Origin of the sequence: Actinoplanes sp. NPDC048791, from assembly GCF_040650095.1 — a bacterium.
Classification (GTDB): Bacteria; Actinomycetota; Actinomycetes; order Mycobacteriales; family Micromonosporaceae; genus Actinoplanes.
Genome location: NZ_JBEZGQ010000025.1, coordinates 1,335 through 22,373, shown reverse-complemented (window position 1 = coordinate 22,373; position 21,039 = coordinate 1,335). Strand labels below are relative to the sequence as shown.

Sequence of the window (21,039 nt, the reverse complement as noted above, 5' to 3'; positions counted from 1 at the left end):
ATCCGGTGCCTCAAGCGCTACGTCGCCCGCGAGCTCTACCAGATCATCACCTCAAACGATCTTGAACTAGCCGCTTCACATCCATAGGAGCATCCCGAGCGGATCGGCCACCCCAGCCACCAACCTCGGTGTCCGCATGCATCCCGCGCCGCACGAACCCGCCAGAGCAGGTTCGATCGAGCGGCTCGGGCAGCAGAGGAGCGGTCCGGCTGGCGCGCGAGCTGCGCCCACTTTGAGCCCGCGCGCCAGGCGGCCGGGGGGCGTGGGATCACCACGACCGTGCCTCAGATCCGCGACTCCGTCGCTGGCTGGACCGGGTTGAACACGTCCTCCGGCTGCCCGTCCTCAGGTGCCTGGTAGACGTACCGGATGAAGTCCGCGCCGGTCTCGTTGTCGGCCCCGCCGGGCCATTGACCACCGGCGTCGACCCCGACCACGACGTGCCGGGTGCCCGGTCCGGCGTCCTCCACGAGTGCCCAGACGGTGACCGGATAGGACCGGGTGCGTTCGGGGGTGAAGCGCCAGCGCGCATACCATCCGGGAGACGCCGGCACGATGTCCACGATCCTCTTCATGCTGGCACTCCCTCTCATGTGCAGCGGCCAGGCACGTCATATCCTCGGCAACCACGGGTGAGCGGCCCTCCCCCAGCGAGGGTGAATTGCCCATCGGCACCCGCGGCCCGGCGGCCCACCGGGGCGACCGGCCGGCTCGATCACGTCCCGAGGAGGAGGTCAGTGTCGGCCGATTCGATCACGCGCTGCAGGTGCAGGCCGTGCCCGGCATCGAGCGCCGGTGCGCCGCCGCCCCGGATCGCGTCGGCGAACTCCCGGTACATCGTCTGGTACACGCGCGGCCCCGACGCCCGTGTGCAATCCAGGGCGGCCGCTCCGCCGGGACCGAAGATCTCGATGTCGGCGCGAAAGATCTCAGGCGTCGCGGTCGCCGACATCGACGCCTCACTGAACCGGCCCACCTGGTGGTCCACCATGAGCCCCAACCATCCCCGGCGGTCGCCGTGCGCCCGTACACCCACGATCCGGCCCAGGCCGGCCTCGAGCAGGTCGAGCAGATCGACGCCCTGATCGCGGAGAACGCCGCGCTCGGTGCGCCACGCGCTGACGGATCCGCCGGGGCGATGACTGCCGGAGATGAGCCGGCCTGCGCCGCCGTCCGGCTTGATCCGCCCGACCTCGACACTGAGGAAGCGGCGGACGTCCGTGGAGTACCGCCAGACCAGCCCGAGCTGCGAGACCACCTTGCTCCGCCGCACCGCCTCGGCCAGTTCTTCGGCACCGGCGACATCTCCGGCCATCGGCCGTTCCAGAAAGACGGACTTGCCGCGCTGAGCGGCGACGGCGGCCAGCTCGGCCTGTACCGGTGGCGGGACGGCGAAGGCCACCGCTTCGCAGTGGTCGAGGAGGTCCGGGAAGCCCTCGAACGACCGGACGTGGTGCCGGTCGGCGAGTTCGCGTACGGGCCCCGGGGTCGGCGCCCAGATGCCGGTGAAGCGCACGTCGGGCGAGCCGGCCAGCGTGGGTGCGTGCACGTGCGCCGCGCGCCGGCCTGCCCCGACCAGGCCGATGGTGACAGTCACGGTTCCGCCTTCCGTCCGTTCGGGCACTCGATCATCTTGCTGTTCACGTCCCTCGTGTCCGGACAGGTCTGGTAATCCACGGCGGTCCTCAGAGAGTTTCCAGGGGGCGGGCCTTGATCGGCGGCGGGAACGCCCGGTCCAGTTCGGTCAGGTCCTGAGGGCCAAGCCTGATCGCAGCGGCTCCGGCGTTCTCTTCCACGCGGGCGGCCGATCCCGACTTGGGGATCGCGCAGACCAGCGGCTGCCGGAGCACCCAGGCCAGCGCGACCTGGGCCGGGGTGATGTCATTGCGCTCCGCCACACCGCGCACCGCCGGATGCGACAGCAGCTCACCCTGTTCGATCGGTGAGTACGACATCACCGGCAGGTCCTGCTCACGACACCACGGCAGGAGGTTGTACTCGGGACCACGTCGCGCGAGGTTGTAGAGCACCTGATCGGTCTGCACCTCGGATCCACTCGGGATCTGCCGCAGCTCGTCGAGATCCATCACGTCGAAGTTGCTGACCCCCCAATGGCGGATCCAGCCACGCTCCTTGAGCTCCACAAAGGCCTCGACCGTCTGCCGGAGCGGCACGGAACCCCGCCAATGCAGCAGATACATGTCCAGGCGATCGGTCTTGAGCCGGCGCAGGCTCGCCGCGCAGGCATCGATGGTGCCCCGGTGGGTGGCGTGCGACGGCAGCACCTTGCTGATCAGGAAGACCTCGTCACGGCGCCCGCTGATCGCGTCGCCGACAAGCCGCTCGGTGTCGCCCTCGGCGTACATCTCGGCGGTGTCGATCAGGGTCATGCCGAGCTCGAGACCGAGCCGGAGCGCACCGATCTCGGCTTCCCGCTGCTCGCGGATCTCCCCCATGTGCCAGGTGCCCTGTCCCAGCACGGGGATGTTCTCCCCGGCCGGCAGGGCGATGCGACGGATCACGGGTCCGTACCTCCTTTGCTCCTTGTTCCTTGGTCGGTGGTCTCGATGGTCCGGCCGTGCGGTGGGACGATTTCTGTCACCGCCCGGCCCCGTCGGCGCGGGGCGCCGGGCGGATCGGGTCCGTACCGGATGGAGCGCGGTGCCGCGCAGCCGTCATCGTCATCAGCGCCGGGGTGAGAACGACTCACCCTGCGGAAGGCAATTCGCGGGCAGTTCCCTCGCCGCGTCTTCAGAAGAGGGAGGAGGTCGCAGACTCGTGGACGGCAAACTCTTCCCAGGCGATGCAGGAGCGCGGAGATGGGCCGGGTGGTCCGCGCGGCCGAGCCGGCGGACCGCGTCCGCGACGCCGACGCGCTTCTCCCCTGCGGCGGGTGAGCCGGAGTCATCCGAACCGGGCCGAGAGTCGAGGCAGGCCATGGCCCGAGCGGGCCAGTAGGGCTTTCCGACAAGAGGTCTTGGAGGACCGGAATGGCCAGCACAGTAACCAGCCAGACCGACGAGGACATCCAGCGTGCGGTGCTGCACGAGCTGAAGTGGGACGTCGAGGTGGCACCGAACGACATCGGCGTGGCCGTGCGGGACGGCGTGACGACTCTGACCGGCTCGGTGGACACCTTCAGCAAGAAGTGGGCCGCCGAACGCGCGGTGCTGCGGGTGCGCGGAGTCAAGGCCGTCGTCAACAACATCGAGGTACGCCTGGCCCCCGGCGACGAGCAGACCGACGTCGACCTGGCCCAATCCATCGCGCGGGCGTTCGAGATGGACTCGCTCGTACCCGACGACAGCGTCAAGGTCTCGGTGTCCGGCGGCTGGGTCACCCTGCGCGGCGAGGTGGACTGGGACTTCCAACGACAGGAGGCGCAACGGGTCGTCCGTACCCTCACCGGGGTCAAGGGGGTCAGCAACCTCATCACAGTGCGGCCACGGACCGGCCCGTCGCCCGACGAGCTCAAGACGAGGATCGAGGACGCCCTGGTACGCACGGCAGAGACAGACGCCGAACGGATCCACGTCACCACCCGCGGCAGCAAAGTGATCCTGACCGGCAGCGTACGGTCGTGGGCGGAGCGCCGCGAGGCCGAGCGGGTCGCCTGGTCAGCACCCGGTGTCACCGAGGTGGAGAACCTGATCACGATCACGCTGTGAACCGTGATCCGCCGGTCCCCCGGGGTGCGCGTCCATGACGAGCACCGCGGCGGCTTGGTGTGCCGGTCAGGTCAGACCAAGGTCTCGTCGACGTAGCACCAGCGCCGGCAGCCGACATGACCGCATGTCAAACACAACCGCAGATGCACCCACGGCGTGCCCAGACGCAGGCATTCGGCGCATCCTTCCGCGGTCTGCGGGACGACCGGCCGGATCATGGCTCAGGCGTCAGCTTCCTTCAGCATTTCCTTGTCGGCGACCGTCAGGTGGACGGCATCGTTCTGCACACGGTCGATCTCGTCCGCGGCGGCGTACCCGTCGGACTTGAGGAAACCCTTGCGGTCGACCTTGATGAAGCCGAGACGCAGCAGCCGGTCCCGCAGTTCGCCCGCTACCCGCGGCTCACCGTTGTCCGTCTCCTCGCCCTGCGTGGTGATCGCCTCCGGATCGCCGAGCTTGACGAACTCGACCTTGCCGACCTCCTTGCCGGTGGCGTCGAGAACCCGCATTCCCTCCACGACCTGGGAGATGGGCCCGACCGCGTTGCCGCGGTACTCGTCGTGGCGCTGGACGTCGCTGCCGCCGGCGTCGGAGAGAATCTGCTGGGCCCGTGCCACATCCTGCTCGGCGCCGTGCACAACCACCAGGTAGCTACCGGCCTTGACCAGTTGTTCGTACCGGGGAATGTGCTGCTTCGCGACGAAGTGGCCGAGGATCGCACCGACGCCTCCGGCGACCAGCGCTCCCTGCGCGGCGCCGATCGCGGCCGCCGCCAGCGGACCGAGCACGATGAGCGGGCTCGCGCCGGGAACGAACAGCAGCGCGCTGCCCGCCAGCAGGCCGAAAAGTCCGCCCACCCAGGCGCCGGTCGCGGCACTCGGGCCGGCGATGTCACCGGTGGTCACATATCCGTTCAGCCGGGTCTCGCTCTGCAGGTCCTTGCCGAGCACCGAGATGTGGTCGATCGGGAAGCCGGCGGCGGCGAGCCGTTCCACGGCCGCCTGCGCCGAGTCGAGGTCGGCGAAGACGCCGATCACCGCGCGATCGCCGGCGTCGACCGGCCGGCTGTCGGCAAGGGGGACATCCGTGCCGATGGTGCTGAACCGGTCGTCCGCGGACGGCTGATGGGGGGTGGGGTTCAAGGTATCGGTCATGGTCAGCCTCCCAGCTCATCCCAGCGAGCCCAGCAGGTGCCGGCACGCCGCACCGCATCTGCGGCAGGCCTCGGCGCAGATCCCGCAGGCTTCGTTCTCCAAGGCGTGTTGTCGGTGTTCCTCATAGCCCTCGCGGCATGTCTCGATGAGCGCCCGCAGCACCGCCTCGGTCGTTGCACGGTCGTGGGCGGTGGGCCGCGACAGCACCCGCACCGCCGCGGTGGCCATGTCGGCGCAGTTGAGGGCTGCGCCGGCGGACCTGCCCAGGTGCGCCCCGGACGGGTCCGCAATGCAGGCGTCCGCGCAGGAGGTACAGCTCTGCGCACAGTTGAGGCATTCCTGGACGGCGATCACCAGCGCGTCCTGGTCGATGCCCGGCAATGCGCGGGGATGGGCGTTCAGGATGGCCGCCACGTCTGTCATCCGACTGCGCTCCTCATCGTGTGCTCACATCAGCTCGTCGAAGATCCGTATCGCGCGTTCCCAGTGCCGGCTCTGCGGGTTCCTCACCTCGGGGTCGACCGTCTTGATGATCTTGGCCAGTGCCAGGCCCAGCCCTCCGACGATCTCGGGCAACCGCGACTCGGTCTCCTCACTGGGCGTGCGATCCAGCGGCGGGTACGTCGCCAGCCGGTCCAGGATCGGCTTCAGCTCGATGTCGTCGTCCATCTTGCGAAAACTGTGGATGTTCTCCTGGAGCCCCTTGGTGATGGGCAGGTCGTACGGCTCGACCAGATCTCGGAGATTGGCCGCCGCCGCGGCCTGACCCATCAACAGCAGGTCGTAGAGCTTGCTCTCCACGAAGTCGGAGAAGCGTTTGAGGTCGTCCTTGTCGACATCCAGTTCGCCGGCGAGCCGGAAGAACCGTTCGAATCTGGCGACTCCGAAGACGGGCATGCCCGTGGTCCCCTCTCAGTGTCCGGTGTCGCGCCGCGACGGCCGGGCGGCGATCGGTGGGCCGAGCCGGTCCAGCCGGGCCGACCGGCGCCACAGAACAACCAGCCAGACGATCCCGATGACCGAGATGACCGCCAACCCGGTCCATTCCAGGACGGAGAACAGATTCACCTGCTCGGCACTCGGTTCGACCAGCCAACCCTGCGGTGACGGGCGCAGCCGCTCACCCTCGGTCAGCGACAGCGTCAGGTACAACGCGATGCTGTGCATCGAATCCCACAGACCGTGCAGAACAGACACACCGACGTACGCCAAAATCAGCTTGCCCGTGACGGTGAGACGACCGTGCCGCGCGGTGGCGAACAACATTCCGCCCAGAATGGCGGTCCAGAGACCGTGTCCCACCGGCGCCAGAAGGCCCCGGATCAGCTCGGTCTGCACCAGCTGAGCGATCGACAACCCGTCGACAGTGAAAAGCGCAACGAAGGCGTAGCCGGCGGATTCGAAGGCAGCGAAGCCGAAACCGACGGCCGCACCAAGAATCATCCCGTCGCGCAGCGAACGGGTCTGCAGGTGACGGGTCAGCACCGTCAGCGCGACCAGTTTCACCGCTTCCTCGATCAGCCCGACGCCGAAGAACAACCACGGTGAGGGGTGCAGCAGATACGCCTCGAGCACCGAGGCGCCCAGCACACCCAGCACGCCACCGGTGAGGAACGTCGAGAACACCAGGCCCGCGGTCAGCTCGCCGGTGCCCCGACGTTCGAACGCCCACACGACGAAGGTCACCGGTACCAGGAAGCTACCGAGCAGGACCAGGGTCGGGATCAGGTTCGGGTTGCCGGTGAGCAAGGTGACCGCCAACGTGGCCACCCAGAGCACCAATCCGACGACGAAGATACGCAGCCACGTCCGGCCCGCCTGCCGCGGGACGCTCTCCTGATCATGTAACACCCGAACCACCACAGACCTCCTGCCGGCTGCGACTGTTCGTGGTGACGCACAACGCGGTCCGTCAGGGTGTGATCGCCGGGACCGCGGTGCATCCGGTATCTCAGGACTACCGCATCCGCGGATCGACGTCGATTGGCATCATTGCCAATACCGCCGCGATGTCGTCGTCCCCGTGGCGCCTTCGCGGGCGCCCGGCCCATTGGCAGTCCTGCCAATGGACGTCTCGACGGAGACGGAGTGCGATGAACGACGTGCGAATACTGGTTACGGGAGCCCGAGGCAAGGTCGGCGCCGCGACGGTCGACCGCCTGCTCCAGGACGGACATGAGGTGACCGCGGTCGACATCGCCCCGGCGGTGCACGAGCGCGCGCGCGAGGTGATCTACGTGCAGGCCGACCTCACCGACGCCGGACACGCGGCCGCCGTGATGCCGGGGCACGACAGCGTGGTGCACGCCGCCGCGATCCCCGGCCCCAAGCACAACCCGCAGCACGTGATCTTCCAGAACAACCTGATGGCCACCTACCACGTGATCGAGGCGGCGGAACGCTCCGGCGTCCGCCGGCTGGTGCACCTCTCCAGCGAGACGGTGCCGGGGTTCTCCTACCCGCGTCGCTACTTCCACGCCGACTACGCGCCCATCGACGAGGAGCACCGGGTCCGGCCGCAGGACGCCTATGCGCTGTCCAAGTGGTTCGGCGAGGAGCTGATGGACGCCTCCGTGCAGCGCAGCGATCTCACGGGCGTCTCCGTCCGCCCGACGTGGCTGCAGTGGGAGGGCAATGTCGAACGCAACGTCGGCCCGATCGTACGGGCCTCCGGCACGGACAAGAGCGCGTCGTTCTGGTCGTACGTCTCGGTGTACGACCTCGCCGACCTCATCGTGGCCGCCCTGACGACCGACCTGCCCGGCCACGAGGTCGTCTACTGCGCGGCCGCCGACAACGCCGCCGGCCGCCCACTGCACGACATGGTGCGCCGGCACTTCGGTGACGACGTGGAGCTGCGGCCGGTGGACCGCCCGGACGCCTCGGGGATCTCGACCGCCAAGGCGGCCCGGCTCTTCGGCTGGAAGCCCCAGCGGAGCTGGCGGGACATGCTCGACGAGGGCGGCCGCCTCCTGCCGGAACCGCAGGGCTTGCTGACGGCCGGCGAGACCGGTGTGCACCGCGGCTGGCGCGCCATGTCCTGATGCAGCCGGCCGAGGTCGGCCTGTCGCAGACGGCGGTCTCGCGGATCTGGCGGGCGTTCGTGGTGCAGGAACACCACTGACCCGCGACCAGATCACGGCCATCGTTCAACAAGTTCCTCAAGATGGCGTTCTTCGGGCCGATGGATCGCCCGTGTGCAGAGTCGTTCGGGGCCCGGCGTGGCCCTATGCGCGGGTGGTGGTGCTTCGCCCGGACAAGTGCCGTGGGCGTCGACTGCGGCTGGGCTGATGATGCGGTGGTGTGAGTTGACCGGCCCGGGTCCGCGGGCGTACGCCAGTTACGGCTGGTTGGCCGTGGCTGCGTCGCTGGCATTCGTGGGGCCGCACCTGGGTCCGGTCGGCCAGCAGTGCGTGTATGCGCTGATCGGCGTCGGTTCGGCTGGCTGCGTCGTGGTCGGGGTTCGGCGGCATCGGCCGGCGCATCCGATGGCCTGGTTGCTGCTGGCGGCCGCACTGCTCTGCGGCGCGGCGGCCAACACGGTGTGGGCGGTGCAGATCAGCCTGTTCGGCGTCCCGGGTTTCTCGGCTGTCGACGTGTTGTACTTCGCTATGTATCCCCTCCTGGCCGCGGGTCTCGCCATGCTGCCCGAACGGCCCGCACGTAGCCCCCGGTCGGTGGGCATGGTCGAGGCCGGGATCGTCACGTGCACCGGTGCGACGCTCGCCTGGGTCCTGCTCTACGACCCGAACATCGTTCACGCCGAGCAGCCGGCCTACAGCGGCGCGACCGCCTACCCGGTTTTCGACCTGCTCCTGGTGGCCATGGCGGTACGACTGCTGGTCGTTCAGCGGCGGCTTCGTCACGCGCACGCCGTTCTGCTGGCGGCTACGGTGCTGCTGACCGTAGCCGATGTGGCGTACTTCATGTCGGCCGCGGTCGGCGGTTCCTGGTCGGGGCCGAGTTTCAGTGTTGCAGCCTGGCTGGTGTCGTACGCGCTGCCCGGCGTCGCTGCGTTGCACCCTGACGTCGCGGCTCGACCCGCCGCGCCGGACCCGATCGGTGGCAGTTGGCGCACCGCGGTGCTGCATGGTCTGTTGATCCTCGTCGGCCCGGCAGCGACCGGCTACGCCGCTCTGCTGCGGGACGGGCAGGACGACCAACATGATCTCTACGATTTCATCGTGCCGCTGTCGGCCACCGTGTTGATCGCGCTGCTCCTGATGGTTCGCCTGACCAACGGTCAACGGCAGCTGCGGCGGCACGCGACGTCCTTGGCCGAGGCGCTGGACGAGCAGGCTGTCCTGCAACGCTCGCTGCGGCACCTCGCCGAGCATGACGTGTTGACCGACCTGCCGAACCGGCGGCTGCTGGAGGACCGGGCGTCCGTACGGCTGCCGCACGGCCTGGTGCTGCTCGACCTCGACGGTTTTCAGGATGTGAACGACCGGCTCGGTCACCGGGCCGGTGACGATCTGCTGGTGGAGATCGCCGCACGTCTGCGTGCCGTTCTGGGCCCTGACGATCTGTTGGCACGCACCGGCGGTGACGAGTTCGCGGTCCTGGTGCCCGGAGTCGGTACGCAGGTCGTGGGCGCCCGCGCCGAGGCGGTGCTGGAGGTGCTGCGACGCCCCGTCGTCGTGCGAGGTTACAGCTTGCACGTCACCGCGAGCATCGGCGTGCGTCCGGCGTCAGGTCCCGCCGAGGCAGAGCCGCACCTGCTGGGCGATGCCGACATGGCCCTGAATGCCGCCAAAGCCGCCGGCAAGGACTGCATCGTGTGGTACGACCACACGCTTCGTGACCGGCAGACCGAACGCATCCACACCGTGGAAAAGCTGCGCCTTGCTCTGGAGGCGGATGAGTTCGCCGTCTATTACCAGCCGATCGTCGACCTCGGCACGTCACGGACGGTGGCAGTCGAGGCGTTGGTGCGCTGGCTGCCCCCGGGCGAGACGATGATCGGTCCCGACAGGTTCATACCGGCCGCCGAGGACAGCGGTCTCATCATCGCGCTCGGCGAGTGGGTGCTGCGTCGGGCCTGTGTCGAAGCCGCGACCTGGCACCGGGAGCGCGGTGTCACGCTCGCCGTGAACGTGTCCCCGCGCCAGCTCGCTGACAACGATTTCACCGCGAAGGTCAGGCGCAGTCTGACCGACAGCGGCCTACCCGCCACCGCGCTGACGCTCGAGATCACCGAGGGCATCCTGGTCGGTGCGGGAACCCGCGGCGCGCAGGCCCTGGGCCATCTCGAAGCCCTGCGCGCTGACGGCGTCCGGATCGCCGTCGACGACTTCGGCACCGGCTATTCATCGCTGGCGTACCTGCGCGACCTGCCCATCGACATACTCAAGATCGACCGGTCACTGATGCCCGCCGGCGAAGCCGATCACCGGCAGATCGCACTGGTCCGGACGGTTGTCGACATGGCCCGGAGCTTGGGCCTGACGACGGTCGCCGAAGGTGTGGAGACGGCATGCCACGCCGACCTTCTGCGGACGCTCGCTTGCGACCGCGGACAGGGCTATCACTTCGCCCGCCCGATGCCCGCTGTCGAGATGTCCGCGCAGGGCGCGCCGCAGCCGTCGGACATCCGAGCCGGCTGACGGCACCCGCGCGTACTGGGCGGCGAAACCACCCGCCGGGGGTGACCCGTTCTCGCCCATCCCGACGCGACGATGCCGCCGGCAGACCCACCGGCAGAGGATGCGGGCCCTGACCGCATCCGCGACGCGGAGGAGATCTCGTGTTCGATCCGCTGGACCACCCTGGAATCCCGGTCGACCACCACGGTCGGCACTGGCACGAGTTCGACGTCGAACCGGCCGACATCCGTACGATCGATCCGCACACCCATCGCCGGATCAGCATGGTGGCGGCGGTCGAGGCGAATGCCGAGCATTTCGACCGGCAGTTCGCGAGCCGCGTCCAGGACGTCGAGGCACGCCGGTCGGTGAGCAGGCTGGGTGACGCCACCGCCGAACGACGGCGACATCTGGCGGCGGTAGAGGCACCAGCCCGCAGCGTCGCGGAAGCGGCGGCTGATCGGGAAAGAACAGCGTTCGACATGGCCGGCTGGGCGGTGCGCAACGCACGCGAGCCGGAACGGTCGTCGGCCCACCGACAGCACGCCTCGCAGCAACCCGCGACGCAACCACTGTCGCTGTTGCACGACTGGATGGTGCACGCCGCCGACCGATGGGCCGGAGCCAGACGTCAGCCAGGCTCCCGAGAGGGCGACTGGGCAGCACTGGTTGTGCACGAATCGGCGAGCTGTTACCTCTACTACGCGTTCATGACCGAAGAGGACGACCGTCGGCTGAAGCCGATGTGGGAACTGCATCTGCAGATGCAGCTGGCACACCTGCACACGGCTTCGGCCCTGCTACAGCGCTACGGCCGTCGTGACCCACAGGAGGTGATCGGCGAAGGCCTGCCCGAGCCGGTGAGCGTGCGGGACGACCGGCCCCTGCCGCGAGTTCACGAACCCGACCGACCGGACCGCGGGCCGGATGTGCTGGAACTGCTGATCGCACACCACGCCCGGATGAACCGGCTGTGCGAGCGTGCCGCCGGGACCACCGCGGAGAAGGCGCGAACGGCGTTCGGGGACCTGGCGGAGTTGATCACAGTGCACGAGGTGGCCGAGGGACAGATGATCCACCCGCTCGCGCGGCGCCTGCCGCCGGACGACCAGCTGGCTGACCGTCTGCTCGACGAGGAGAGCCGGATCAGCGACGCGCTGTCCGACGCCGTTCGCGCTGCCGCCCACGGCCACCTCGACGACGTACTGGGTGGTCTGCGGGACCTGCTGACCGTCCACGCGCGCCGGGAGGAACACGACGAGTTTCCGCGACTCCGCAAGAGCGTGCCCCTGCGGGAACGCGAAGAGATGGGCCGGGCGGTCCGCGCCGCCGAGGCGGCGGCCGTCGCCGGAGCGGGTCCGCAGGACCCGGCATCGACCGATGCGCGGACCGTGGCCCGGACGGCTGACCACGTCCGCGACGCGCTCGCCGTCTTCTCCTGAGGTTCAGGTCCGCATCTACCCTGCCGCGGGTGAGCCGAAGTCATCCGGTTGATCATTGATCCGGTGCCGGTGGCACCGCGTTCGCCCAGATGAAGTGGCGGACCGTCGGCTCGGTGCCGTCCATGGTCAGCGCCCGGGCCGCCGCTTCCAGTTCCCGGTCCCACACCGTGCCGCGCTCCAGATGCTGGCGCAGATGCTCGTGCCAGGTCGCCACGGTGAACGTCTCGACGTACAGCGAGGGTTCGGACACGTCCCGGAACAGACCCCACAGCGTGGCTCCGGTCCGTTTCCGGGAACTGCTCACGTGGCGCATGGCCGCCACGAACGCCTCCGCGTTCGACTGCGGGACGCGCCACTGCACCTCGACCAGCACCGGACCGGCGCCGGAGTCGGAGTCCGGTCCGGGAGCCGGCTCGGGCCAGACCAGCGTACGGCTCAGGTCCAGCGACGTTCGCGGGAGGCGAAGTATCCGGGTCGTCACCGCGGCCACCAGCAGAAGAGCGCAGCCGGGAATGACGAAGGCCGCCCGTAGACCGGCCACGCCGGCGAGCACGCCCCAGCCGATCGCGCCCAGCGTCTGCCCACCCATGAAAACGAGCTGAAAGTAGGCCAGGGCCCGGGTCCAGGCCGGCAGCAGCGTCTGCGCCGTGGCGTTGAGGGTGGACTGCACCCCGATCCAGGCCCCGCCGGCGGCTACCAGCGCCGGTAGCACGGGCCCCGGTCGCTGGGCGGCGCCGATCACGAACATGGACAGCCCGTAGACGACCATGGACCCGTTCACCAGCGCGTTCGCGCCGATCGCCGCACGCAGCCGGCCGACGACGAATGCTCCGGCGACGGCCCCGATGCCGATGCAGCCCAGCAGCACGCCGTAGCCACCGGCGCCGAGCTCCAGCGGCCCCCGGGCCACGACCGGCAACAGCGCCCACAGGCCACTGGCGAAAATCATGAACAGTGCCGACCGCATGAGTACGGTGGCGAATCGTGGGGCGTTCAGGATGTAGCGCGCGCCGGCCCGGGTCGCGGCGACCACGTGTTCGGCGCCCAGGGGGCGGTGGTCCGGCGGCCGCTTCCACCGATACAGCACTGCCAGCACGCCGACGAAAGACGCTGTGTTGAAGGCGAAGGTGGCAGCCGGGCCGGTGGCCGCGATCAGCAGGCCGCCCACCGCGGGACCGACCGCCCGGGCCACGTTGACGTTGGCGCCGTTGAGGACCGCGGCCTGTGGCACCTCACTGCGGCTGACCAGCTCCGGCTGGATGGCCTGGAACGACGGCACGGACAGGGCCTGGCCCACGCCCATGACGGCGGTCATCCCGAGCAGCAAGGTCGGAGTCGTGCGGCCCGCGGCGGTGGTGGCGGTGATCCCGGCAGCTCCCGCGCACATCAGCGCCTCTCCGGCAAGTAACAACCGCCGCCGGTCCAGGATGTCACCCAGCGCCCCGGCGGGCACGACGAGCAGGAACACCGGCAGCGTGGTGGCTGCCTGGACGAGCGCCGTCGCCAGCGCTCCCCCGCCCAGGTCGCCCATCAGCCACTGCGCGCCGACGGTCTGCATCCAGGTGCCGGTGTTGGCCACGAACTGCGCCAGCCACAGGGCGCGGAAGACGGGCCGGCGCAGCGGCGCCCATCCCGAGACGGACGCCGGTGGTTCGGCTGTGACCCGGGACATGGCCCCGTCTGCCCCTCCTCGGTATGGCTATCCGTCTTTCTCGTCCCGCCAGCCATCGGGTTCGGGATGGTAGCCGTAGGCGGCCGCCCGCACCGTCTCCTCGTCCTCGAGCCCGGAGCCGATCGCACCGCCGACGGTGGCCAGTGAGCTGATCAGCCAGGCGAGCGTCAGGTAGTTGGTGAGATCGACCGGCCGCAGCAGATTCTGTTCCAGCACAGAAGTGTCGATGAGCAGCGCCGCGGCGAGTGCCGATCCGGCGAACAGCACCACATAGGACACCGCCGTGGCCAGAGCGAGGGTCAGGATCGTGCCGAGGTTGAAAAGCCGGGCCAGCTCAGCCGATGTCTCACCGTCGGGTTTCTCCCACAGGTCGTGCGCGATGATCAGCCAGGCCACCAGCGCGGTCAGCCCGAGCAGCATGATGACCGTGAGGCGAAGTCCGCCCAGCTCGTCGCTCATCTGCCAGATGGTCGAGTTGGTGAGCGCGAAGGCAGCCGTGCCGAACGCGCCGACCAGCAGTTTGGACAGGCCCAGCAGGGCGCGGCCCGGCCGGTTTGCCCGGATCATCCCGATCAACAGCCGCGCCCGGCCGGTCAGCCGTGAGGCGACGTAACCCCATTCGCCGTCGTCGCTCTCACCGACCAACCGGCGGATCGCGGCGACCCGGCCGGCCAGCTCGGCCGGTTCCCAGCCGGCCGGCGGCACCCGCTCATCGGACGCGTCCGTGAGCAGGCGGCTCACCAGGTCGGGCACGACCGCGCGGACCCCGCGGAGCTGTCGTAGACCCAGCGCGGGCAGGGACACCATCGCGACCTGGCGCCGGGCGGAGGTCTGCGCGACCAGTGGCACCCGCTCGGTGTGCAGGGGCAGGTCGGTCAGGCAGATCGCGACGTCCCACCGGTCGTCGGCGCGCCGCTTGGCAAGATCGTCCAGCAGTCCCTCGACGCCGCCGTCGCGACGCGGCGCCACCTCGCCCCAGCCGTCCCGCACGGTCCATCGCACGTTCGGGTCCACCTGCTCCGCGAGCCGGTCCGCCAGGTCGGAGGTGAGCCGTGCAGCGACGCGGGCCGGATAGTCCGGCGGGGTCGACACCAGGCCGACGACGATCTCCGGACAGCGCTGTTCGGTCTGGGCCATCGGCGCTCCTTACCAGTAGGGCCACTTACGCGGGGGCCGGCCGGCCGTAGTGGCGCCCGGCCGCGACATCATCGGCACGGCTGTGGCGCAGCCGGAAGCTGAACGCCAGCAGGGTGATACCGATCGCCAGCGCCGCGACACCGATCAGCGTGACCAGAGTCAGAGCGCCGGCGGCAGGCCATACGACCAGCAGTACACCGAACAACACCGACAGCACGCCGCTGAGGGCGAGCAGCCATTCCCGGTCGATCTCGCGCCGCAGGCGGATCGCCGCGAAGACCTCGAGGACGCCGGTCACCACGGCCCAGGCGGCGATGGTCCAGAGCAGGCCCAGTGCGGTGATACCCGGCCAGAGCAGGGCGAGCACACCGAGCACGACGCCGGCGAGGCCCCGGGCGACGAGCCAGCCGCGGCCGCCGGCGTCGGCATCGGCGGCACCGCGGCCGCGGATCGCCGCGACCAGGGTGAAGACGCCGTCCACCAGGGCGTACGCGCCGAACAGCAGGACCAGTACGAACAGCGTGATGCCCGGCCACAGCAGAGCCATCAGTCCGAAGAGCACGGCGGCGACTCCGCGCAGGGCCACGGCCCACCAGTGGCGGCCGAGTGAGTCAAGCATGGGATTCTCCTCATCTGTGCGATTACGGCCCGGAGCTTCGTCCGGTCCGGGCCAGGTGTTCGTGCACCAGGCGTACGGCCATCGCCCCTTCACCCACCGCGGAGGCGACCCGCTTGATCGAGCCGCTGCGCACATCGCCCACGGCCAGCACGCCGGGACGGCTGGTCTCGAGCAACGTGGCCCCGGCCGGATCATCGCGCGCGCCCCGCCCGGTCAGCACGTACCCCCGGTCGTCGAGCGACACGATGTTCCGGAGCCAGCCGGTGCACGGGTCCGCGCCGATGAAAACGAACAGCACGGCGGTGGGGATCCGGCTCCGGTCGCCGGTGACGGTGTCACGGGTGACCACTGCGCCCAGCTTGCCGTCGTCGCCGACCAGCTCGACGACCTCGGTGGAGCGCAGCACCTCGACGTTGGGCATCCGCTCGATCTGATCGACGAGGTACCGCGACATGTCACGGGCCAGGTCGTCGTGCCGGATGATCAGCCGGACCGAGGTGGCATGCCGCGCCAGGAAAACGGTGGCCTGGCCGGCGGAGTTGCCGCCACCGACGACAGACACCGGTTGCGCATCGCAGTACGTCGCTTCCATCACGGTGGCGGCGTAGTAGACACTGGTGCCCTCGAACTCGGCAAGCCGGGGGACGTCGAGCTTGCGGTACCGGGCGCCGGTGGCGATCACCACCGTACGGGTCCGCAGCTGGGTCCCGTCGTCGAGATGGACGACCAGATCGGCCTTGCGCGGGCTGAGCCGTACCGCCTCGGCCGGCACGTTCAATGTCGCGCCGAACCGCGACGCCTGCACCACCGCTCGATCGGCCAGTTCGGCGCCGGACACCCCGGCCGGGAAACCGAGGTAGTTCTCGATCCGGGACGACGTGCCGGCCTGCCCGCCGGTGGCCACCGCGTCCACCACCACGGTGGTCAGTCCCTCGGACGCCCCGTAGACCGCGGCGGCCAGCCCGGCCGGCCCGGCGCCGACCACCACCACATCGCACATCGCCTCGGTCCCCAGATCCAGATGCAGACCGGCGACCCTGGACAACTCCCCGTTAGACGGGTTGCGCAGCACCTGGTCCCGCCAGATCACCACCGGCGTGTCCGAGACGCTCACGCCGAACTGCCGCAGCATCTCCTCGGCGTCCGGGTTCTCCTCCAGATCGATCCAGGTGTGCGGTACGCGGTTGCGGGCGGCCAGTTCGCGCAACCGGCGGGTGTCCGGGCTGAACCGCGAACCGACGATGGTGAACCCGGTGATGTCGTTGATCAGGAGCTCGCGCCGGGCCAGGAAGCTGCGCAGGATCAGATCGCCGAGCGCCGGATCCTGCCGGACCATCTCGTGCAGCGCCCGCAGCGGTACGGCGAGGATCTCGCCCGGCTCCACGACGACCATCGTCACGAACGACGGCTGGTGGGTGAGCAGGCCGAGCTCATCGAGGAAGCGGTTGCGGCCGTGCACCCGGATCACCCGGCACCGGGGCGTGTCGTATCCCTCCGCCACGGCCACCTTGCCGGACAGCACGACCATGAAGTCCCGCTCCCGCTGTCCCTCGGCAACCAGCACGTCGCCCGCCCGGACCGGGCGGCGGCGGCCGCGCCGACACAGCTGACCGAGCTGCCGGTCCGTCAGCCTCGGATATGCGCCGGCCAGGTCCGGCGTCTCGGCCGGACCCTGCGAGCTCGTCATGCTCGGCTCCCGACGACATCGTCGACCCACTGGCGCAGCACCGGGGCCGGCGCCGCTCCGGCCCGCCGGGACGTCACGTCGCCGTTCTGGACGATCATCAGGGTGGGCACGGCCTGCACGCTGAACCGCTGGGACATCTTCGGCGCCCGGTCCACGTCCACCTTCACCAGCTTGAGCCGGCCGGCCAGCTCGCGAGCCACCTGTTCGAGCGCTGGACTCACCTGTCGACACGGTGCGCACCAGGTCGCCCACATGTCCACCAGGACCGGCAGCCGGGACCGCTCCACGACGTCCGCGAAGTCCTCGTCACCGGCGTCGGCCAGCCAGGGCAGCTGCCGGTGGCACTTGCCGCACTGCGGCACCCCCTCCGCGGCCCCCGGAACCCGGTTCCTGCTCCCGCAGTTCGGGCACTCGATGATGGTCGCGCCCACGTCAGTCCCCCGCCTGCTGGTATTGCACGGTCAGTTCCCCGTCGATCAGGTCGACCTCGATCACCGCACCATCACGCGCCTCGCCGCTCAGCAGCGCCCGGCCGATCCGGGTCTCCACCTCCCGGGCGATGAAGCGGCGCAGCGGGCGCGCCCCGTACACCGGGTCGAAACCCTGCCGGGCGATGAACCGCCGGGCGTCGTCGGTGACCGCCAGCGTCATGCGCCGTTCGGACAACCGTTCCCGCAGCTCACCGAACATCAGCTCGACGATCCGCTCGATCTCCGGCTGGGTGAGCGGCTTGAACAGCACGATGTCATCGACCCGGTTGAGGAACTCAGGGCGGAAGTGCCGGCGCAGCTCCGACATCACCAGCTCGCGGCCCTCCGGCTTGATCTCGCCGTCGTCGCTGATGCCGTCGAGCAGGTACGCCGAGCCGATGTTCGAGGTCATGATGATCACGGTGTTGCGGAAATCCACCGTCCGGCCCTGCGCGTCGGTGAGGCGGCCGTCGTCGAGCACCTGCAACAGGGTGTTGAAGACGTCGGCGTGGGCCTTCTCGATCTCGTCGAACAGCACCACCGAGTACGGCTTGCGGCGTACCGCCTCGGTCAGCTGGCCGCCCTCCTCGTACCCGACGTATCCGGGCGGCGCGCCGACCAGCCGGCTGACCGTGTGCCGCTCCTGGTACTCGCTCATGTCGAGGCGGACCATGTTGTCCTCGGTGTCGAACAATGCCTCAGCGAGCGTGCGGGCCAGCTCGGTCTTGCCGACGCCGGTCGGTCCCAGGAAGACGAACGACCCGATCGGCCGGCGCGGGCTCTTGATTCCCGAACGGGCGCGGATGATCGCGTCGCTGACCAGCTGCACCGCCTCGTCCTGGCCGATCACCCGCTCGTGCAGAATCTCGTCCATCCGCAGCAGCTTCTGCCGTTCGCCCTCCGTGAGGCGGCTGACCGGGATGCCGGTCCAGCGAGCCACGATGCCGGCGATCTCCTCCTCGGTGACGACCTCGCGCAGCAGTCGCGGGGGGGGGGGGGGGGGGGCGCGGCCCCCCGGCAGGGCCGCGCGCCCCCGGGGGAGCCGGGGGGGCCCGCCGGGGGGGGGGGGCCGCCGGGGGGGGGCGCCCACCACCGGCGGTCCCAGTGGAAGATCCAGGCGCCGATTGTCGTCCAGGGGCCGGGGTCGATGTCCCAGTGTGCGAATGCTGCGACTTGCAGGTCGCGCCGGGCGGCGAAAAATTCCGGTAATGCGGACGCCGGCAGGTGGTGTAGCAGGCCCGAGGAGATGACCACGGTGGTCATGCCGTCGTCCCCGGCGACCCCGGGGCGAGCGCGTCACCGGCGATGAACCGGCAGTGCAGGCCCTCGGCGGCGGCCGGCTCGGCGATCCGGCGGGGCAGTTGCAGCTCCTCGCTGAGCCGCTGAAGTTCACAGTGCACCCGGATCTGCAACGCGTCGATCTCCTCGGCCACCAGGACGCCGTCGCGGACCGGCAGCCGCCGCGCCAGCCGGGCCGCCCGAGCCTGGCCACCTGCCCTGAGCTGGGCGATCATCGCGTCCCGGCGAACCGGGTGGCGGGCGCCGGAGACCGGATCGGTGGCCACGATCAGGTCCGTCAGCTCCTTCATGGAGATCATCATCGGCCGCACTCCGAGAAATCCACGAAAAGTTTCGCGGCCATTACGTATTGATGTCATGGGAGCGCTCCCATAGTGTGGGCCTCACGCGGTGGTCAGCGACAGCGATCGATCCCCGCGCCGGAAGTTCGTTCCCCTCGGCACGCCTGCCCCGGGCGTCGCCATGTCTTCCAGGAGCGCTTGCGCATGAGTCCACGTCCCCACTCGTTGGTGCGAGGCCTGACGGCCGCCACCGCGATCACCCTCCTCACCGGCGCCGGCATAGCCGTCGCGGCGCAGCAGGCCAGCGCCGCCGCGGGTTGCCGGGTCACTTACTCGGTCAACCAGTGGAGCACGGGCTTCACCGGCAATGTCTCGGTGACCAACCTCGGCGACCCGATCTCCGGCGGCTGGAACCTGACCTGGGACTTCGCGGGCAACCAGCGGATCACCCAGGGGTGGAGCGCCACCATCACCCAGAGCGGGCAGCGGGTCACCGCGGCCAGCCCGTCCTGGGCCGGCAGCCTGGGCTCGAACGCGTCGGCGACGTTCGGCTTCAACGCCGACTACTCCGGCACGAACGCGAACCCGGCCTCGTTCTCGCTCAACGGCACCGCCTGTACGGGCAACCCGACCACCCCGGGCAGCCCGTCGGCCACCCCGTCGACGCCGGGCAACCCGTCCGCGACCCCGTCGACGCCGACCAGCCCCAGCACCCCGCCGCCGCCCGGCACCAAGGTCGACAACCCGTACGCGGGGGCCAAGGGCTACGTGAACCCGGAGTGGAAGGCCAAGGCCGACGCCGAGCCCGGCGGCAGCCGCGTCTCCAGCAACCCGACCGCCGTCTGGCTGGACCGCATCGCGGCCATCGCCGGCACCTCGGGCAGCAGCTCCAACGGCAGCATGGGCCTGCGCGACCACCTGGACGCGGCTCTCGCCCAGGGCGCCGGCTACGTCCAGTTCGTCATCTACAACCTGCCCGGCCGGGACTGCTCGGCGCTCGCCTCCAACGGTGAGCTCGGCGTCAACGACCTGCCGCGCTACAAGACCGAGTACATCGACCCGATCGCGGCGATCCAGGCCGACCCGAAGTACGCGGGCCTGCGGATCATCAACATCATCGAGATCGACTCGCTGCCGAACCTGGTGACCAACACCAACGTCGCGACCTGCGCCACCATGAAGTCCAACGGTGGCTACGTGCAGGGTGTCGGCTACGCGCTGAACAAGCTCGGCGCGCTCAGCAACGCGTACAACTACGTGGACGCGGCGCACCACGGCTGGATCGGCTGGGACACCAACTCCGGTCCGACCGCGCAGATCCTGCTCGAGGCCGCCCGCGCCTCCGGCAACGTCAACAACGTCACCGGCTTCATCGTCAACACGGCGAACTACTCGGCCCTGCGTGAGCCGTTCTTCCAGGCCAACTCGACGGTGGGCGGCCAGTCCGTGCGCCAGTCGAAGTGGGTCGACTGGAACTTCTACGTCGACGAGCTGAGCTTCGCCCAGGCGTTCCGCCAGCAGCTGGTCTCGGCCGGGTTCAACTCGAACATCGGCATGCTGATCGACACGTCCCGCAACGGCTGGGGCGGCGCCAACCGGCCCGCCGCGGCGAGCACGTCCACCGACGTGAACACCTTCGTCAACCAGTCGCGCATCGACCGCCGGATCCACGCCGGCAACTGGTGCAACCAGTCCGGTGCCGGCCTGGGCGAGCGCCCGAAGGCGGCCCCGGAGACGGGCATCGACGCCTACGTCTGGGTCAAGCCCCCGGGCGAGTCGGACGGCTCCAGCTCTCTGATCCCGAACAACGAGGGCAAGGGCTTCGACCGGATGTGCGACCCGACCTACACCGGTAACGAGCGCAACGGCAACAGCATGACGGGCGCACTGCCCAACGCACCGATCTCCGGCGCGTGGTTCTCGGCTCAGTTCCGCGAGCTGATGGCCAACGCGTACCCCGCACTCTGACCCTCTCCCAACACGGACGGCCCGGTTGTCACAACCGGGCCGTCCGGCTCGTGCTGG

At 69.8% G+C, this 21,039-nt stretch carries 18 protein-coding genes and 1 pseudogene; 5 read left to right on the top strand and 14 right to left on the bottom strand.

Annotation, left to right across the window (positions count from 1 at the left end; translation table 11 throughout):
• Window positions 1–284: 284 nt before the first annotated feature.
• From AB0C29_RS04170 to AB0C29_RS04160, 3 genes are all read right to left on the bottom strand, one after another.
• A complete protein-coding gene (locus tag AB0C29_RS04170) occupies window positions 285–575 on the bottom strand; it encodes a hypothetical protein (RefSeq protein WP_360814860.1) in 291 nt (96 codons plus the stop codon).
• A 140-nt stretch (window positions 576–715) separates the two neighbouring features.
• A complete protein-coding gene (locus AB0C29_RS04165) occupies window positions 716–1,597 on the bottom strand; it encodes a Gfo/Idh/MocA family oxidoreductase (RefSeq protein ID WP_360814857.1) in 882 nt (293 codons plus the stop codon).
• An 88-nt stretch (window positions 1,598–1,685) separates the two neighbouring features.
• The gene (locus tag AB0C29_RS04160) at window positions 1,686–2,522 is read right to left on the bottom strand and encodes an aldo/keto reductase (RefSeq protein WP_360814855.1); all 837 of its coding nucleotides are present in this window, start codon (window positions 2,520–2,522) and stop codon (window positions 1,686–1,688) included.
• Between the two features lie 468 nt (window positions 2,523–2,990).
• Between AB0C29_RS04160 and AB0C29_RS04155 the strand changes: the two genes are divergently transcribed.
• Complete coding sequence (locus tag AB0C29_RS04155) at window positions 2,991–3,668, top strand: BON domain-containing protein (protein WP_360814853.1); 678 nt, start codon at window positions 2,991–2,993, stop codon at window positions 3,666–3,668.
• Window positions 3,669–3,889: 221 nt separating this feature from the next.
• Here AB0C29_RS04155 and AB0C29_RS04150 read toward each other — a convergent pair whose 3' ends face one another.
• Genes AB0C29_RS04150 through AB0C29_RS04135 form a run of 4 tightly spaced genes read right to left on the bottom strand, consistent with a single transcriptional unit; the run spans window position 3,890 to window position 6,592 of the window.
• A complete protein-coding gene (locus AB0C29_RS04150) occupies window positions 3,890–4,822 on the bottom strand; it encodes a general stress protein (RefSeq protein WP_360814850.1) in 933 nt (310 codons plus the stop codon).
• Window positions 4,823–4,837: 15 nt separating this feature from the next.
• The gene (locus AB0C29_RS04145; RefSeq protein ID WP_360814847.1) at window positions 4,838–5,245 is read right to left on the bottom strand and encodes a four-helix bundle copper-binding protein; all 408 of its coding nucleotides are present in this window, start codon (window positions 5,243–5,245) and stop codon (window positions 4,838–4,840) included.
• Between the two features lie 24 nt (window positions 5,246–5,269).
• Window positions 5,270–5,719: a DUF1931 family protein gene (locus AB0C29_RS04140; protein ID WP_360814844.1), complete on the bottom strand. Its 450-nt coding sequence runs from the start codon at window positions 5,717–5,719 to the stop codon at window positions 5,270–5,272.
• 15 nt (window positions 5,720–5,734) lie between these two features.
• The gene (locus AB0C29_RS04135; RefSeq protein ID WP_360814841.1) at window positions 5,735–6,592 is read right to left on the bottom strand and encodes a PrsW family glutamic-type intramembrane protease; all 858 of its coding nucleotides are present in this window, start codon (window positions 6,590–6,592) and stop codon (window positions 5,735–5,737) included.
• Between the two features lie 332 nt (window positions 6,593–6,924).
• Here AB0C29_RS04135 and AB0C29_RS04130 point away from each other — a divergent pair, with 332 nt between their 5' ends.
• The 3 genes from AB0C29_RS04130 to AB0C29_RS04120 all read left to right on the top strand — a co-directional run bounded on the left by AB0C29_RS04130 (window position 6,925) and on the right by AB0C29_RS04120 (window position 11,849).
• Complete coding sequence (locus AB0C29_RS04130) at window positions 6,925–7,866, top strand: NAD(P)-dependent oxidoreductase (protein ID WP_360814839.1); 942 nt, start codon at window positions 6,925–6,927, stop codon at window positions 7,864–7,866.
• 312 nt (window positions 7,867–8,178) lie between these two features.
• Window positions 8,179–10,428 (top strand): bifunctional diguanylate cyclase/phosphodiesterase, encoded by a 2,250-nt coding sequence (locus tag AB0C29_RS04125; RefSeq protein ID WP_360814836.1) that lies wholly within the window; start codon window positions 8,179–8,181, stop codon window positions 10,426–10,428.
• A 263-nt stretch (window positions 10,429–10,691) separates the two neighbouring features.
• A complete protein-coding gene (locus tag AB0C29_RS04120) occupies window positions 10,692–11,849 on the top strand; it encodes a hemerythrin domain-containing protein (protein WP_360814833.1) in 1,158 nt (385 codons plus the stop codon).
• A 52-nt stretch (window positions 11,850–11,901) separates the two neighbouring features.
• Here the strand turns inward: AB0C29_RS04120 and AB0C29_RS04115 are convergent, their stop codons facing one another.
• The 7 genes and pseudogenes from AB0C29_RS04115 to AB0C29_RS04085 form a co-directional block, all read right to left on the bottom strand.
• Window positions 11,902–13,521, bottom strand: coding sequence for an MFS transporter (locus AB0C29_RS04115; protein WP_360814830.1), 1,620 nt, complete (start codon window positions 13,519–13,521; stop codon window positions 11,902–11,904).
• 27 nt (window positions 13,522–13,548) lie between these two features.
• Window positions 13,549–14,658: a hypothetical protein gene (locus AB0C29_RS04110; protein ID WP_360814827.1), complete on the bottom strand. Its 1,110-nt coding sequence runs from the start codon at window positions 14,656–14,658 to the stop codon at window positions 13,549–13,551.
• 25 nt (window positions 14,659–14,683) lie between these two features.
• Window positions 14,684–15,277, bottom strand: coding sequence for an HdeD family acid-resistance protein (locus tag AB0C29_RS04105; RefSeq protein ID WP_360814825.1), 594 nt, complete (start codon window positions 15,275–15,277; stop codon window positions 14,684–14,686).
• A 22-nt stretch (window positions 15,278–15,299) separates the two neighbouring features.
• Entirely contained in the window at window positions 15,300–16,964 is a 1,665-nt protein-coding gene (locus AB0C29_RS04100; protein WP_360814822.1) for an FAD-dependent oxidoreductase, read from the bottom strand.
• Window positions 16,961–17,395 carry a thioredoxin gene (gene trxA, locus AB0C29_RS04095; RefSeq protein WP_360814821.1) on the bottom strand — a complete coding sequence of 145 codons (435 nt, stop codon included), beginning with the start codon at window positions 17,393–17,395 and terminating at the stop codon, window positions 16,961–16,963. The genes AB0C29_RS04100 and trxA overlap by 4 nt, the downstream gene beginning before the upstream one ends.
• Before the next feature lies 1 nt (window position 17,396).
• Window positions 17,397–18,416, bottom strand: a pseudogene (locus AB0C29_RS04090) (AAA family ATPase); the annotation flags it as partial.
• 277 nt (window positions 18,417–18,693) lie between these two features.
• Complete coding sequence (locus AB0C29_RS04085; protein ID WP_360814818.1) at window positions 18,694–19,023, bottom strand: hypothetical protein; 330 nt, start codon at window positions 19,021–19,023, stop codon at window positions 18,694–18,696.
• Between the two features lie 195 nt (window positions 19,024–19,218).
• On the opposite strand from AB0C29_RS04085, the gene AB0C29_RS04080 reads away from it, so the two are divergent.
• Complete coding sequence (locus AB0C29_RS04080; protein ID WP_360814815.1) at window positions 19,219–20,982, top strand: glycoside hydrolase family 6 protein; 1,764 nt, start codon at window positions 19,219–19,221, stop codon at window positions 20,980–20,982.
• Window positions 20,983–21,039 lie beyond the last annotated feature (57 nt).

Coding starts and splice junctions, on each gene's coding strand:
- AB0C29_RS04100 (WP_360814822.1), bottom strand. CDS start 16,964: ATGACGAGCTCGCAGGGTCCGGCCGAGACGCCGGACCTGGCCGGCGCA.
- AB0C29_RS04105 (WP_360814825.1), bottom strand. CDS start 15,277: ATGCTTGACTCACTCGGCCGCCACTGGTGGGCCGTGGCCCTGCGCGGA.
- AB0C29_RS04120 (WP_360814833.1), top strand. CDS start 10,692: ATGGTGGCGGCGGTCGAGGCGAATGCCGAGCATTTCGACCGGCAGTTC.
- AB0C29_RS04140 (WP_360814844.1), bottom strand. CDS start 5,719: ATGCCCGTCTTCGGAGTCGCCAGATTCGAACGGTTCTTCCGGCTCGCC.
- AB0C29_RS04150 (WP_360814850.1), bottom strand. CDS start 4,822: ATGACCGATACCTTGAACCCCACCCCCCATCAGCCGTCCGCGGACGAC.
- AB0C29_RS04145 (WP_360814847.1), bottom strand. CDS start 5,245: ATGACAGACGTGGCGGCCATCCTGAACGCCCATCCCCGCGCATTGCCG.
- AB0C29_RS04085 (WP_360814818.1), bottom strand. CDS start 19,023: ATGAAGGAGCTGACGGACCTGATCGTGGCCACCGATCCGGTCTCCGGC.
- AB0C29_RS04110 (WP_360814827.1), bottom strand. CDS start 14,658: ATGGCCCAGACCGAACAGCGCTGTCCGGAGATCGTCGTCGGCCTGGTG.
- AB0C29_RS04080 (WP_360814815.1), top strand. CDS start 19,219: ATGAGTCCACGTCCCCACTCGTTGGTGCGAGGCCTGACGGCCGCCACC.
- AB0C29_RS04170 (WP_360814860.1), bottom strand. CDS start 575: ATGAAGAGGATCGTGGACATCGTGCCGGCGTCTCCCGGATGGTATGCG.
- AB0C29_RS04115 (WP_360814830.1), bottom strand. CDS start 13,521: ATGTCCCGGGTCACAGCCGAACCACCGGCGTCCGTCTCGGGATGGGCG.
- AB0C29_RS04155 (WP_360814853.1), top strand. CDS start 2,991: ATGGCCAGCACAGTAACCAGCCAGACCGACGAGGACATCCAGCGTGCG.